Annotated in this window: 8 protein-coding genes; 3 read left to right on the top strand and 5 right to left on the bottom strand. The window is 69.1% G+C overall.

The window, feature by feature from the left end; genetic code table 11:
• Window positions 1-6: 6 nt before the first annotated feature.
• The 5 genes from ACFXI4_RS18470 to ACFXI4_RS18450 all read right to left on the bottom strand — a co-directional run bounded on the left by ACFXI4_RS18470 (window position 7) and on the right by ACFXI4_RS18450 (window position 9,265).
• Window positions 7-867 carry a radical SAM protein gene (locus ACFXI4_RS18470; protein ID WP_384991888.1) on the bottom strand — a complete coding sequence of 287 codons (861 nt, stop codon included), beginning with the start codon at window positions 865-867 and terminating at the stop codon, window positions 7-9.
• The gene (locus tag ACFXI4_RS18465; RefSeq protein ID WP_384991885.1) at window positions 864-2,045 is read right to left on the bottom strand and encodes a radical SAM protein; all 1,182 of its coding nucleotides are present in this window, start codon (window positions 2,043-2,045) and stop codon (window positions 864-866) included. Before ACFXI4_RS18465 ends, ACFXI4_RS18470 begins: the two co-directional genes overlap by 4 nt.
• 226 nt (window positions 2,046-2,271) lie before the next feature.
• Complete coding sequence (locus tag ACFXI4_RS18460; RefSeq protein ID WP_075029623.1) at window positions 2,272-2,622, bottom strand: hypothetical protein; 351 nt, start codon at window positions 2,620-2,622, stop codon at window positions 2,272-2,274.
• A 247-nt stretch (window positions 2,623-2,869) separates the two neighbouring features.
• Window positions 2,870-5,857, bottom strand: coding sequence for a BTAD domain-containing putative transcriptional regulator (locus ACFXI4_RS18455; protein WP_384991883.1), 2,988 nt, complete (start codon window positions 5,855-5,857; stop codon window positions 2,870-2,872).
• 375 nt (window positions 5,858-6,232) lie between these two features.
• Window positions 6,233-9,265 (bottom strand): glycine--tRNA ligase, encoded by a 3,033-nt coding sequence (locus ACFXI4_RS18450; protein WP_384991985.1) that lies wholly within the window; start codon window positions 9,263-9,265, stop codon window positions 6,233-6,235.
• Between the two features lie 936 nt (window positions 9,266-10,201).
• Between ACFXI4_RS18450 and ACFXI4_RS18445 the strand changes: the two genes are divergently transcribed.
• From ACFXI4_RS18445 to ACFXI4_RS18435, 3 genes are all read left to right on the top strand, one after another.
• On the top strand, window positions 10,202-12,487 hold the full coding sequence (locus ACFXI4_RS18445; protein ID WP_384991880.1) for a peptidase domain-containing ABC transporter: 2,286 nt from the start codon (window positions 10,202-10,204) through the stop codon (window positions 12,485-12,487).
• Window positions 12,475-13,803, top strand: coding sequence for a condensation domain-containing protein (locus ACFXI4_RS18440; RefSeq protein WP_384991878.1), 1,329 nt, complete (start codon window positions 12,475-12,477; stop codon window positions 13,801-13,803). Before ACFXI4_RS18445 ends, ACFXI4_RS18440 begins: the two co-directional genes overlap by 13 nt.
• Before the next feature lie 76 nt (window positions 13,804-13,879).
• Complete coding sequence (locus ACFXI4_RS18435) at window positions 13,880-14,128, top strand: acyl carrier protein (protein ID WP_384991875.1); 249 nt, start codon at window positions 13,880-13,882, stop codon at window positions 14,126-14,128.

Below are 14,128 nucleotides of genomic sequence, written 5' to 3'. Positions count from 1 at the left end.
GACGACTCACCCTTCGTGGGATTCCGAACGGCAGATCGCCATGCAGGCCAGACCGGTGGTCGGTGGTTCGCAGAACGACTGCTCGAGCGCTTCGCCGATCTCCCGCCGCGTCGCGAAGACCGACACCTGCTGAGAACTGTCGTAGGGGCAGCGGCGCAGGAAGCCGTCCGCGGACAGGTACAGCCGCGCCGACTGGCAGGACCGCACGACCGGGCCGCGCAGCCACTCGTGGTAGTCCGACACCACGGTCCTCAGCTGCTCCGACATGCCGAAGAACGTGTCGATCAACGCCAGGTCGCGCTTGAGGTGGGGGTTCTCGAAACGGAACGTCGGCGACGGCAGCAGCGGGCTGACCTCCACCGGGACGTCGGCCTTCTCGACCACCGAGATGATGGCCTTCAGGTCGTCCTCGTCCAGCTCGTAGGCGGTGACGTGCAGGCTCGCCCGACGGTGTCCCAGCGCCTCGAAGACCTCCGGCGTCGAGGAGATGGTCCGGCCGGTGCGGCCGATCTCGTCCGCCCTACGGCTGTCGGCGGAGACCGTGACGTGACTGAGCATGCCGGCGACACCGGCGAGGGCATCGAGGCGCGGGCCGGTCCTGGCGGCGGTGACCACCGAGGTGCGGAAGCCGAACTGGAGCGCGACGCGCACGAGTTGGCGAAACTCCGGGTGGTCGGTCGGCTCGCCGCCGGACAAGCACAGTTCGTCCACGCCGAGTTCGTGGAGGCGTGACAGGGCCCGGGCGTAGGTGTCGAGGCTGAGGACGTCGCGTCCGACATCGGCCCGGAAGCAGAACCGGCAGTTCACTTCGCAGTTGTCGGCGGTCGAGACGAGCACTCCGCGGAGTGCTCCGAGGCTGTCGGTCACTGCAACCCCGTCTGGTCGGTGAGGGCGAGTTCGAGACCCACCTGGAAGAAGTCGCACATCTGCGGGTCGGGCTCGGGGTTGTTCCGGAGCGAGACGTCGTTGCGGGACGGACCACCGCAGACGGCGGCGGCGGGGCACTCTCCGCACTCCTTCGCCGGCAGGAGGTTCTTGGCGGCTCCCGCCAGCAGTTCCGGCTGCTCCCGAAGCTGACTGATCGGGAAGACGAAAGAGTCGTCGCGCCAGTTCAGGTCGAGGATGGAGATGCGCCCGCGGGACAGCAGGGCCGCGTTCAGGCCGCCGTCCTGCTGGATGTGCTCGTACATCTTCGGCAGGCGGGTGTCCAGGGCCTGGTAGATGCGGTCGAGCGAGGAGAACAGCATGGCACCGCGGGACAGCGCGAGAAGCCGGGAACGGAACACCGCGCGGCACAGCGCCTCGCCGTCGACGTGCCAGCGGCCGGAGATCGGAATGGGGGTGTTGACGTAGATGAAGTTGATGCCGAGGGACAGCACGTACTCGACGGTGTCCGGCAGGTTGCTCACGTTGATCGGCGTGGGGGTGAGGTTGCAGCCCACGTGCACCCCGGCATCGATCAGCCGCTGGATGTTCCGGTGGATCCGCTGGTCCGCGGGCTTGCCCGACAGCAGGAACCGCTCGACCTTGTTGTCGTCCGGAGCGCCGTCGAAGGACACGCCCACGCCGTACTTGAACTTCTTGAAGTGCTCGATCATGGGGTCCTTGATCAGGACACCGTTGGTGACGACGGTGAACTGCACCCGCCCCACGCCGTGCTTCTCGGCGAGTTCGAGAGCGTACTCGTCGCCGTACTGCATCAGGTCGAACCGCGTGGTCGGCTCGCCGCCGAACCACTGAATGGTGACCTCCTCCTGGCCGGCGTTCTGCTCGAAGAGGTACTCGAGCCCTTCGCGGAGGTCGGGGATGGTGATGTCGTCGGCGCCCGTGTTGGTGTCGACGAAGCAGTACGTGCAGGTCATGTTGCAGCGGTCGGTCACCACGATGCGGTATCCGCTGATCCGCGGCGGCTTTCCGGTCATGCCCAGCCCGTTGATCCGGTCGAAGATGAGATCGCGCTGAGGTGCGGCCGGCGGCTCGGAAGTGAAGCCCAGCTGTTTCATCTCCGCCAGGATCTGGGGATCGTCGTCGCGTATGCGCTTCATCTCATCGGCGGTGAGACTAGCGCTCCCCAGGGAGACGGGATCGAAGACAATACCCTCCGCCCCCTGAGCGACAAGCAAATACTTGTTCCAGAGTCGATCGGCATCGTTCGTCACGGTGAACTCCTAAAGAAACGGAAGCAGCCATGCGTCGGAACGAACCGCACAGCGAGAAGCCCGCTGCGGTGCCACCGTCGCTTGCCGATGACACCGCAGCAGGATGGATCGATCAGTCTTCTTGCGCGATGTTCGCGTCCTTCAGGACACCCTGGACGATCTCGGTGTAGTGCTTCTTGAGATGCTCGGTGTTCTCGGACGTCGCACCGTCGGCGAGGACGATGATGCCGGGCAGCGACGGGTTCGGCGCCATGAGAACGATGCCGGGCGGGTCAAGGCTGATCGCCATGACGGCGTCCTCGACCGGCACCCACTCGATGCGCTCCTTGACGGCGTCCATCACGCTGACCTGCTTGGCCTTGAAGTCTTCGCGCTCGCCGAACCACACGCCCGACTTACCGCGCGACCCCACGGCGTCGGCGTAGATGAGGTGGTTGTCCTTCTGTTCGCGAGGTTTGGGCATTCAAACGCCTCCTAAGAAAGGGCCGAATTCGGTCCGCGCCGCCCCGGAGCTGAATTGCTGACCGCTCCACGACTTTTTCCGCGCATATTGCGACCGCTGGCGCTCACTCTCGCACGCCGGGGAATATACGTGGTCCATCCCTGGTATATTCGACGTGCGCCTCGCCTTTTCGGCATTCCCACTCCACCGCGAGGGGGATTTCAAAGACGTGACGGGATGTGCCGGTACGGGCCGGCGACCGGTACCGTCACGGTCCGTCCGTCGGTGCGCTGCCGTCCGGCAGCCGGCCGAGGATCCGGCTGACATCGTTTGCATCGGGCAGGCCGAGACCGGTGAAGAGTGCGTACGCCTTGCCGAGCTGGACACGGGCGGTGTCGATACCGCCGCGATCGGCCTCGGCCCGGCCCAGGACCATCAACGCGTAGGCGTGGTCCCGTACGGCTCCGATCTGCTCGCACCGGGCCACGGCCTCGGTGGCGTACCGCACCGCCTCGTCGTACCGCCCCGTCCTGCGGAGCGTTTCGGCGAGTCGGTACAGGGCATGGGCCTCGCGCCCCCGGATGCCGGCGGACCGGCAGACCGCGAGGCACTCGGTGTAGCGGGCGACGGCGTCGCCGAACCGCTCGTGCTCGTGCAACGCCAGTGCCAGCACGTACAACGCGTAGGCGACCCCCGGAAGGTCGCCCAGGGAACGCAGGGTCACCAGCGTCGCCTCGCACGCCGGGATCGCCTCGGCGGCCCGGCCGCTGCGCACCCGGGCGAGCGCCGCGTTGATGGTGGTCGCCGCCTCGCCGGACCGGTGGCCGAGGACACGGGCCAGGGCGATCGCCTCGTCGAAGCACTCCACGGCCTCGTCGTATCGATGCAGAAACATGACCGCTACACCGAGGTTGTTGAGCGCCTGCCGGAGGATGACCGTGTCCTTCGTGCTCCTCGACGCCGTGACGGCAAGACGCGCGTGCTCCTCGGTGTCGGACGGGCGGGCGGCCTGCAGGGCGATGCTGCTGCACAGCAACTGCGCCCGGCCCAGCACCCGTTGGCCGCCCCGCAGCCCGGCCTCCCGCGCGAGCTCCAGGGCGGCGGACCGCAGCCCCTCGAACCGGACGTCGGCACAGAAGGGACTGACCGCTATGAGCAGGTCCACGGCGGTCCGCAACTGGCCGTCGTAGGGCTCCGACCGCAGACCGACGGCGTGCAGCGCGGCCGCCGTCACCAGTCCGATCTCGCCGGTGATCCAGGAACGCGCCGCGTGGACGTCGTCGAAGTGCAGCCCCTGGGCCCGCAGCGGGCCGAGGGAGTTCGCCACCGGGTCTCCGGGCACGGCCTGCGCGAAGGCGTTGCACGCGGTGGCCAGCAGGTAGTCGAGCAGTCTGCCGAAGGCCCGCCGGGTCTCGTCCTGGTGTTCCGGCTCCGCGCACTGGGCGAAGGCGCGCAGCAGGTCGTGATAGCGGTAGCGGCCCGGTTCGGGGGACTCCAGCATGGCGGCGTCCACCAGGGCTTCCAGCAGCTCCTCCGCCGTCTCCTCGTCCGTCGCGAGTGCGGCCGCGGCCACCGGCAGCCCGAAGTCCAGGGGCCCCGGGACGGCGAGCAGCCGGAAGGCGCGGGCCTGCTCGGGCGGCAGTTGCCGGTAGCCGAGTTCGAAGACCGCGTGGATCGACACGTCACCCACGCGCAGTTCCTCGATGCGTCGCTGCTCGTTGGCGAGGCGGGCGGTCAGTGTCGCGATGGCCCACCGCGGCCGGGACGCCAGCCTGGTGGCCACGATCCGGATGGCCAGCGGCAGGAACCCGCACAGCCGGAGCAGTTCGAGCGCCTGTTCCCGCTCCGCGTCCAGCCGTTCCTGCCCGATGACCGTGCCGAGCAGCGAGAGGGCCTCGTCGGGCCTGAAGGTGTCTATGCTCAGCTGTTTGGAGACCGGCAGACCGAAGAGACGGGACCTGCCGGTGATGATGACTCCGCAGCCGACCGATCCGGGCACCAGGTCCAGGACCTGCGACGCGTCACGTGCGTTGTCCAGGACGATCAGCACCCCGCGGCCGTCCAGCATCGAACGGAAGAGTTTGCAGCGGTCCTCGAGGGTGTCGGGTATGTCCTCGGCCGCGACGCCCAGCGACAGGAGGAACCCCGTCAGGACTCCGGCGGGCTCGGCGGGGTTGTCGTCCGCTCCCCGCAGATCGGCGTAGAGCTGCCCGTCCGGGTAGGCGTGACGGACACCGTGGGCCGTGAACAGGGCCAGTGAGGTCTTCCCGATCCCGCCCATCCCGGCGATCGCCACGACGGTCGGCGATCGCCGTCCGGGTGTCGTCAGCAGGGTGTGCATGTCGCTGACGGCGTCGGTGCGACCGGCGAAGTCGGGCAGCAGCGGCGGAAGCTGTGCCGGAACGGGCAGCGGTTCCCGGTCCCGGGCGGCCGTGGGGAGGGGCTCGGCCGCCTTCGGTTCGTCGGACACCGCGGGTTCCTCGACGGCCGCGATGGACAGGGCCGGATCGTTCTCCAGGACCTGCCGGTAGACGGCGGTCAGTTCAGGCCCGGGATCGATGCCCTGCTCCTCCAGCAGCAGCTTCCTGACACCGCTGAACAGCGCGAGCGCGTCGGCCTGTCTGCCCGCCCCGTAGAGCGCGCGCATCAACAGGCCGTACGGACGCTCCCGCAGGGGGTGCATGGCCGTGAGGTCCGCCAGACCGGGAATGGCCTGGCGATGACGGCCGAGGGCCAGGTCGAGGTCGAAACGTTCCTCCAGCAGGGCGATGCGAAATTCCTCGAGCCGGTCACGCTGCCGCATGGCGAAGGGTCCGGGCACTCCGGCCAGAGTCTCTCCCTGCCACAGGTCGAGTGCGCGGACCAGGCTGTCGCTCGCCTCCTCCAACCGGCCCGAGGCACGTGCCTGCGCCGCCTCACGCGTGAGCGTCTCGGCCTGGCCCACGTCGAGCGAGGACGGGGGCACGACCAGGCGGTAGCCGTCGCCGACCGACACGAGCACACTCGGCGTGGAGCGGTCCGGTTCCAGGAGTCTGCGCAACTGCCAGGCGTAGGTGCGGATGGTGGTGGTGGCCTTGCTGGGGGGCGTGGGGCCCCACAACGCGTCCACCAGCTGCGCCTTCGACGCGGTGTGCCCCGGTCGCAGGAGCAGGACCGCCAGCATGGCCCGGAGCTGGGGTGGACCGAGGTGCAGTTCGGTGTCGCCCCGGTAGGCACGGACCGCCCCGAGAACGGCGAAGAGCAGTTCTTCCGTCACCTCGCCAAGGCCCTCCTTGCCCGACCGTTCCGAACGCCGTCGTCACCACCATGGTCACGAACTCGCCGTGGGGATCGGTTCACGCCTGGATCGATCGCCTGTGCGCTGAGGTGGCAAGCCGACCGCGGTCGGCGAGCAACCAGCCTATCAATCAGGCCGGTTCATCCTCGAAAATGTGTATACGACCTGGCGCCGCCGGGATCGGGGGCCGGGGACACCGGCTCCGGGGGAGGACATGCGAACGGCCGGCACGTGCTCGTCGTGCCGGCCGGGACGCCGTGGACACCGCTCTGGCCGCGTGACCGGTGACCAGACACACGAGCGGGTGCCCGTACGGGCACCCGCTCATGAACCGTCAGTGGCCGGCCGGACCTCTCAGACCAGGGATTCCCAGTCGACGATGCCCTCCGCGAGATCGCGCACTCCGGCGAGCAGACCCAGCCTGTTGGCCCGGACCGCGGGGTCCTCGGCCATCACCAGGACGTTGTCGAAGAAGATGTTCACCGCGTCGACCAGTTCGCCCGTCTCCGCGTTGAACCGGACGAGCGAGGTCTCCCCGTCGAGGACCTGCCGGCACTTGGCCAACGCGGCGTGCAGAGCCTGCTCGGCGGGCTCGTGGAGCTGCTCCGGGTCGTACACCGCCTCCAGGCTGGCCGGCACGATGCGACGAACCCGCTGGAACGCCGCGAGAACGGTGGTGAACCGGTCGTCACCCTGCAGGCCCTCCAGCTCCTCCAGGGTGCGCGTGGCCAGCCGCGGCGAGTCGCCGCGCACCAGTACCGCGCGGACGTCGGTGGTGGAGTGCCCGAGCTCGATCAGCTGCTGCTCGAAGCGGCGCAGCACGAACTGGGCCGCGTCCTCCAGATGCTTCTGCCCGACCGCGACGGCCTGATGCTCCGCCGCGACGGCCAGCGCCTGGCCGAGCCTGATCGCGGACAGGTCGCTCCTGCTGAGGAGGATGTTGACCACGCCCAGCGCGGAGCGGCGCAGCCCGAACGCGTCCGAGCTGCCCGTGGGTTCGGCCCCGATCGCGAAGAGACCGACCAGCAGGTCGAGCCGGTCCGCCAGCGCCAGCAGGGCCCCCGGCAGGGTCTCGGGCAGCGCGTCGCCGGCGAAGCGCGGCAGTTCGTTCTCGTAGAGGGCCTGCGCCACCGCCTGGCTCTCGCCCGCGCGCACGGCGTATTCGCGCGCCATGATGCCCGCGAGGCTGGACAGTTCGGTGACCATCTGGGAGCCGAGGTCGAACTTGGTCAGGGCCGCGGCCCGTTCCAGGACGTCGTGGTCCGTGCCGGACAGGCCGACGATCTTCGCCAGCCGGCGGGCGACGGCCGAGATGCGGTCGGCGCGGTCCGCCATGGAGCCGAGCCGCTCCTCGAACGTGAGGAGGTGCGTCTTCTCCCTCATCTCGCTCAGCGGGGTCTCCAGGTCCGCCTTCCAGAAGAAGGAGGCGTCCTCGTACCGGGCCCGCAGCACCGCCTCGTTGCCGTGGCGGACGACGTCGTGGTCGCACCTTCCGTTGGCCACCGCCACGAAGTGGGGCAGCATGCTGCCGCCGCCGTCCACCACGGGGAGGTAGCGCTGGTGCTTGCGCATGACGGTGACGAGGATGTCCGCGGGCAGCGTGAGGTACTTCGGGTCGAAGTTCCCGAGGATCGGGGTGGGGGACTCGACCAGGTTGGTGATCTCGTCGATCAGCGCGCCGTACTGCTCCGTCTGGATGTGTCCGCCCACGGCCTCGGCCAGTCGCGCCGCGCCGTCCACCACCAGGCGCCGCCGCTCCGCGACGTCCGCGAGGATTCCGTGCTCCTTCAGAAAGGGCAGGTACCCGTCGGCCGTCGGCACCTCCGCGGTGGGCGGCGCCGCGTCACGGTGCACCTGCGTCGTACGCCCCGACGTCAGGCTGGACACCGTGAAAGGGACGACCCGCTCTCCCAGCAGAGCCATGATCCAGCGGATCGGACGGGTGAAGGAGAGCCGCGGGGCGTTCCACCGCATGTTCTTCTCGGAGCGGAGTCCGGTCACGACCTCCGAGAGAAGAGCGGAGAGGACCTCCTCGGCCGAGCGCCCGACCACCTGCCGGGTGAGCGCGACGTGCTCGTTGGCGCCGACGGTGACACGGCCGAGATCGGCCGGTTCGGCGCCGTTGCTCCTGGCGAAGCCGATGGCCGCCTTGGTGGGGTTTCCCTCCGCGTCGAACGCCGCCGAGACCCGGGGCCCGCGCACGGTCTGTTCGTAGTCGGCCTCGCGGGGTTCCACACCGAGGACGGTGGCCACCACGCGTCGGGGGCTGGCGTCGACCCTGATCTCACCGTGTCCCAGCCGGGTGGCGCCCAGTTTCTCCGTCAGCGCGGTGCGCACCGCCTGCGAGGTCCGGGTGACCTCCGCCGGCGGCATCTCCTCCACGCCGATCTCCACCACGAGGGTGGCCGGCCCCGGCCCGGCCGGCGGGGTCACCGTGTCCCGCGGGGCCACGGCGGGCTCGGCCGCCGCCGCCCGGTCCGGAGCCCCGCCCAGGGCGGCGCCGGCCGGGGCGGAGTCGCCGCTGGACACGCGACCGAGGGGAAAGCCGAGTTCCTCGCGGCGCGCCACCCACAACTCGGCTACCTCGTGGGCCAGTCCGCGCATCCGGGCGAAGGAACGCGCCCGCTCCGTGGTGGAGATGGCGCCCCGCGCGTCGAGCACGTTGAACGCGTGCGAGCACTTGAGGACGAAGGAGTACGCGGGTACGGGAAGACGCGCGTCGAGCATGCGGCGTGCCTCGCCCGCGTAGGCCTCGAAAAGGCTCCGCTGGGTCTCCAGGTCGGCCTCGTCGAGATAGTAACGGCTCATCTCGTACTCGGCCTGGCCGAACGCCTCGCCGTAGGTGACACCCGGCGCGTACTTGAGGTCCTTGAAGTGATTGACGCCCTGAAGCGCCATCAGGATGCGTTCCATGCCGTAGGTGATCTCGACGGACACCGGGTCGAGGGTGATGCCGCCCGCCTGCTGAAAGTATGTGAACTGGGTGATCTCCAGACCATCGAGCCATACTTCCCAGCCGAGCCCCCAGGCGCCCAGCGCCGGGGATGCCCAGTTGTCCTCGACGAAGCGAATGTCATGTGCCGCCGTGTCGATGCCCAGGGCCTGCAGACTGCCCAGGAAAAGCTCCTGCGCGTTTCCGGGCTCGGGCTTGAGGATGACCTGGTACTGCGTGTGGGTCTGCAGCCGATTCGGGTTCTCGCCGTAACGTGAGTCGTCGGGCCGGACGCTCGGTTCCACGTATGCGACACGCCACGGCTCCGGTCCCTGGACCCGCAGGAACGTAGCCGGGTTGAGCGTGCCCGCACCCACCTCGGTGTTCATGGGCTGAACGACCAAACACCCGTGTTCGGTCCAGTACTTGTTCAGCACCAGCAGTGCTTCTTGCATCGTCAACACCGAGATCATTCCTCCACGGGTACCGCGCATGCTCAGAGCATCTCCCGGCTGACGCTCAGGAGACCATGGCCTGCGGGAGTCTACCAATCAGGGCGTTTCCGCTTGGCATCCCCGATGGCCAACGGGCGCCACGTCCGGGCCAATTGCGGCCGGCCGGCCGGGCGGACCGGTCGGCGTTCCCCCGAGTGGCGGAGAGCTGTCGGCGGCCGTCGCCACGGGCCCGTCGTCCTCGGCCGCGTCCCTCCGCCGGACGCGCGCGTGCCCGGCGGCCGAACAGGGCGCACAACTCGAAGATCTAGGGAATCCACTAGTCTTTCCGGGCCGCCGTTCCGGCAGCCGATTTTCATGCCACCATGAGTGTGGACGTTTATGTGGCTCCTTTCCTTCTGGCCCACGCTATTCAGTTCGCGATGCCGGGGGGCGGGAATTCGTACTCGGCGTGGATCGAGCATAACGCGAGCGGCGAATCAAGGCTTGACCGATCGTATGATGCTCTCTATGGTTCAGTCGTTCGGTCATCCGGACGTGAAGTGAATGCATTACATCCCCTGTGCTTCCTCTCGTCAGGTGGTTCGGTGCCTGTAGTGGATTTCGTCCGGGCGCCGCTTTTCGGTGATTTCTTGGTGTGGCTCGACACCGTTCTCTGGTTACAGAATCCGATCCACGGATGCGAAGAGGCCTCATTCGAAAGAGAGAAGTCATGGAAAACTTCGACGACATCGACATTTCCGACCTGTCGGAAGAGGAGCTGGACGACATCGTCGGCGGCCAGTTCGGGGTTTCCCTCACCTGCGTCATCTGACGATCTGAGATCCGCGGTCCGTCCGCCGAAGGGGCCTGCGCTTCTTCGGCGGACGGATTGACGGCTCGCGTCCGGACGTCCTGTCGCGGGCGGACAGGCCAGCGACTCACAACGGGAAGGGACTCATGCCTGGCGATTCGCGTTTCAACGCCGAGGCGCTCGAACACCATCGCAGGAGCGATGGCCTGGGACCGGTCTTCGGCGACGCTCCTGCCGTGACCCGGCCCAGGGGAGCGGCCGAGCGGATCACCGCGGTCCGCGAGCGGTTCGGGCGACGCACACGCGGAGCGCGGTTGCAGGTCTGCTTCCAAACCCAGGTCAGCGACTGCGGTCCCGCCGCTCTCGTGACCGTGCTGCGCCACCACGGCGTGGACGTGTCCCTCGACGAGATCCGCGCGCGTGCGGGTTCCGGACGCAATGGCGCATCGGCCCGCACCCTCCTGGAGATCGCCCGCGAATACGGCGTCAAGGGCCGCGGCGTGCGCGCCCGCGCGGAAGCCCTGGCCCGGCTGTCCCCCGGTTCGATCCTGTTCTGGAACTTCAACCACTTCGTCGTCCTGGAGGGAGCCGGCAAAGACCATGTGGACGTCATCGACCCTGTCCATGGACGCCGCAGGCTCACCCTGGCGACGGTCGCCGAGTCCTTCACGGGCGTGGCCCTGGAGTTCGAGCGGCCGCTCGAAACCGGCACCGGCCGGCGCCGGCGCGGCAGTGAACTCCGCGGCCCCTGGCACCGCCTGCGGCAGTTTCTGCCGCGCGGCCGGGAACTCGCGCTGATCCTCGCCTCCTCCGCCGGACTCATGGCCTTCGAACTCGCCCTGCCGCTCACCGCCGGATTCCTCGTCGAACGCGTCCTCGGCAACCGTTCCACCGGCGGAGCGTGGACGGCCTGCGCCATCCTGGCCGCTCTGGTCGTCTTCTATTTCTCCCTGTCCGTCGCGCGGTCGTTTCTGGTCACCAGGCGCCAGGCCGTCATCGAGAAACGGCTCACCCTGGGCGTCGTCGGGCATATGGCGGACCTGCCCTACGACTTCTTCACCGTGCGCAACTCCGGTGATCTCGCGCTACGGGTCCGCACCAGCAACGTGCTCGTCCAGGTCCTGAGCCTCACCGCGGTCTCGGCCGTCTTCGACAGCCTGCTCATCGTCGTCTATCTGATCGCCATAGCCGTCGCGAACCCGCTCCTGTCGCTTCTCGTCACGGTGCTGGTCGTCGTGCAGACCGGCATCCTCGTGCTGACCTGGCGCCGGCAGACCGGGCTGAGCCAAGAGGTCCTCGAACGCCAGACCAAGGCCCAGGAGGAACTGGTGGAGATGCTGGAGAGCATCACCACCCTCAAGGCCGCCGGCATGGACGGCCGGGCGGTGGAGCGCTGGTCGCACACCCTGGTCCACGAGGTCAACAAGCGGCTGAACGCCCGCCGCAACCTCGCCCTGTTCGCCTCCCTCAGCCGCACGCTGCAGTTCGCCGCGCCGCTGATCGTGCTGGTCGCCGGGATCTGGCTGGTCCTCAGCCACCGCTACTCGCTCGGTGAGGCCATGGGCTTCATGACACTGACGATCGCCCTGTTCATCCCGCTGGAAGGCCTCTTCGACGCCGGCTCCCAGCTGGCCGCGGTCCGGCCGACCCTCGCCAAACTCGACGACGTCCTGCGGGCGGCCCCCGAACCGCGGGGCGCCTTCGCCGAGACCGGCGTGGCCAGGCCCGGCCGGATCAGGGCCGAAGGGGTCGGCTTCCGCTATCCGGGGGCTCCGCGGCCCACCCTCGACGACGTCAGTCTCGAACTCGAACCGGGGCAGTTCATGGCCATCATCGGCCGTTCGGGGTCCGGGAAGTCCACCCTCGGCATGCTGCTGGCCGGGCTCTACACACCCACCGGCGGCACCCTGACCGTCGACGGCACCGACCTGGCCGAACTCGACCGGCCCACCTACCGGCGGCGCATCGGCTACGTCAACCAGAACGCGCACCTCTTCGGCGGCACCATCCGGGACAACATCCTCTTCGGCGGCGACGACATCAGCAAGGAGGACCTGATCGCGGCGGTCGGGCTGGCGCACATCCACGAGGAGATCGAGGCCATGCCCATGGGCTACAACACCCTCGTGGCTCCCGGCGGCCACGGGCTGTCGGGAGGACAGCGCCAGCGGATCGTGCTGGCCCGGGCGCTGGCGAAGAAACCCGAACTGGTCATCCTGGACGAGGCGACCAGCGCCCTCGACCCGGCTCTCGAGGAGTCCATCATGCGGGGGCTGCTGGACGCGGGGATCACCGTCGTCGTCATAGCCCACCGCCTGACCGTGATGGACGAGGCGGACCAGGTCGTCGTCATGCGCGACGGACGCGTCGTCGAGGCGGGTTCCCCCGCCGTGCTCAAGGAGAGCGGAACGGAGTACCTGTGCCTGGCCTGACGGACCCACGGGTCCGTACCCCCTTCCCCCTGACCTTCGAGCAGGAGTGGTTCCACACCAAGACCCTCTCCAGCGGCTGGTCCCACAAGAACACTCAGCTCGCGTTCGAGATCCTGGGCGACCTCGACACGGACGCCCTCGCCGCCGCCGTACGCGCCTTCGTGGTCCGGCACGACGCCCTCCACCTCCAGATGGATCCGGTGCCGGGCCCGCACCCGCTGCAGTGGACCCGGGGCATCGAGGCCGACGAGGACGTCGTCCGACGGGTGAAGGTGAAGGCCGCCTCGCCCGCGCAGTTCTCCCACTACGCCTCGGTCCTGCTGTCCCGCGACTGCGTCACCCCGTGGTCGTACGGCCCGCAGCGCCCGTTCGTCATCAGGCTGCTGCGCTACGACGACCGCCACCACGCGCTGCTGGCCACCTTCCAGAACCTCGTCTTCGACGGCCGGGCCCATCACCTCTTCGGGCACGAGGTCTGGCGGGACTACCAGACCCTGCGTGACGGCGGGTCCCCGCCGGACACGGCCCCCTCGTTCGCCGACGCGGCGGTCCGGCAGCGGGAGCGGACGAGCGAGCGGCTGCGTGAGCAGGCGCTCGCGAACTGGCGGGAACGCCTGGCCTTCATGACCCGCGTCCCCTGGCCCCGCACCGACCCCACCGGGGCCGACCGCGCCGAAGCAGGCATGGTGAGCGCGGAGCTGCCGGCCGTGACCGTCACGGCGCTGCGCGGTGTGTGCGCAGAGTTCCGCTTCACCGTCCTGCAGTCGGCGGTCGGTCTGTTCGTCACCGCACTGGCCGCTCGTACCGGCAGGTCCGAGGTGGGACTGTGGACGTCGATGGACTCGCGTGCGTCCCGGGACACGGACGTGGTGGGCATGTTCGCCGGCTCCTGCCCGCTGACCCTGCGCGACGTCGGCGCCGACGCCTTCTCCGTACGGACCCAGGTGCGTGACCAGCTGCTCAACGGGCTCCGGCACCAAAGGCTCGACGCCGAGGACCTCACCGCGCTGATCCGGGAGGCGGAGGGGGCCGCCGGCGCGCCGGTCAGCCGTGACATCTACGTCAACCTGCGCCGGTTCGAAGGGAACTCCACGGTCGCGGACGACATCGACGGTCTGCGGATCACGGCCGACGCCTACCCGCTGCACCGGATCACCTTTCACGACACCTTCGCACTCCACCTCCGGTGCACCGAGTTCCGCGACCGCCTGGGCATCGACCTCCTCTACGACGGGCACCGGGCCGACCGCCGGCTGGCGCGGGCGGTCCTGGACGACATGCTCGCCGGTCTGGCGGCCACCGTGCCCGCCGGATGACCGGGCAGGTGTGGTGAGGGCCGTCCTCCTCCCGCCGTACCCGATTCCGACCCCAGCCCCCAGCAGAGAAGGCGCCATGTCCGACACGCCGATCGACGAGGTACTGACCGCCGTGAGCGAGGTGTTCGGCAGGCCGGTCGTGCCCGAGGACGACTTCTTCGCCCTCGGCGGCGACTCCATCACCGCGGTCGAACTGAGTCTCCGTCTGGAGGAGCGCCTGGGCGTCGAGGTCGATGTCGAACTGGTCGTCGGCCTCCCCGACCTCGCGGCACTCGCCGAAGCACTCGCGCAGCCCTCTCCCGCCTCGCCGACAGCCAAGCACTGA

Source organism: Streptomyces sp. NPDC059224 (genome assembly GCF_042754285.1).
Classification (GTDB): Bacteria; Actinomycetota; Actinomycetes; order Streptomycetales; family Streptomycetaceae; genus Streptomyces.
The sequence above is the reverse complement of the archived record's forward strand: the minus strand, read 5'-3'. Positions and strand labels throughout refer to the sequence as shown.

Bases quoted from the DNA above. Each gene is read 5' to 3' on its own strand.
- ACFXI4_RS18465 (WP_384991885.1), bottom strand. From the start codon at position 2,045: ATGAAGCGCATACGCGACGACGATCCCCAGATCCTGGCGGAGATGAAA.
- ACFXI4_RS18460 (WP_075029623.1), bottom strand. From the start codon at position 2,622: ATGCCCAAACCTCGCGAACAGAAGGACAACCACCTCATCTACGCCGAC.
- ACFXI4_RS18450 (WP_384991985.1), bottom strand. From the start codon at position 9,265: ATGCAAGAAGCACTGCTGGTGCTGAACAAGTACTGGACCGAACACGGG.
- ACFXI4_RS18445 (WP_384991880.1), top strand. From the start codon at position 10,202: ATGCCTGGCGATTCGCGTTTCAACGCCGAGGCGCTCGAACACCATCGC.
- ACFXI4_RS18435 (WP_384991875.1), top strand. From the start codon at position 13,880: ATGTCCGACACGCCGATCGACGAGGTACTGACCGCCGTGAGCGAGGTG.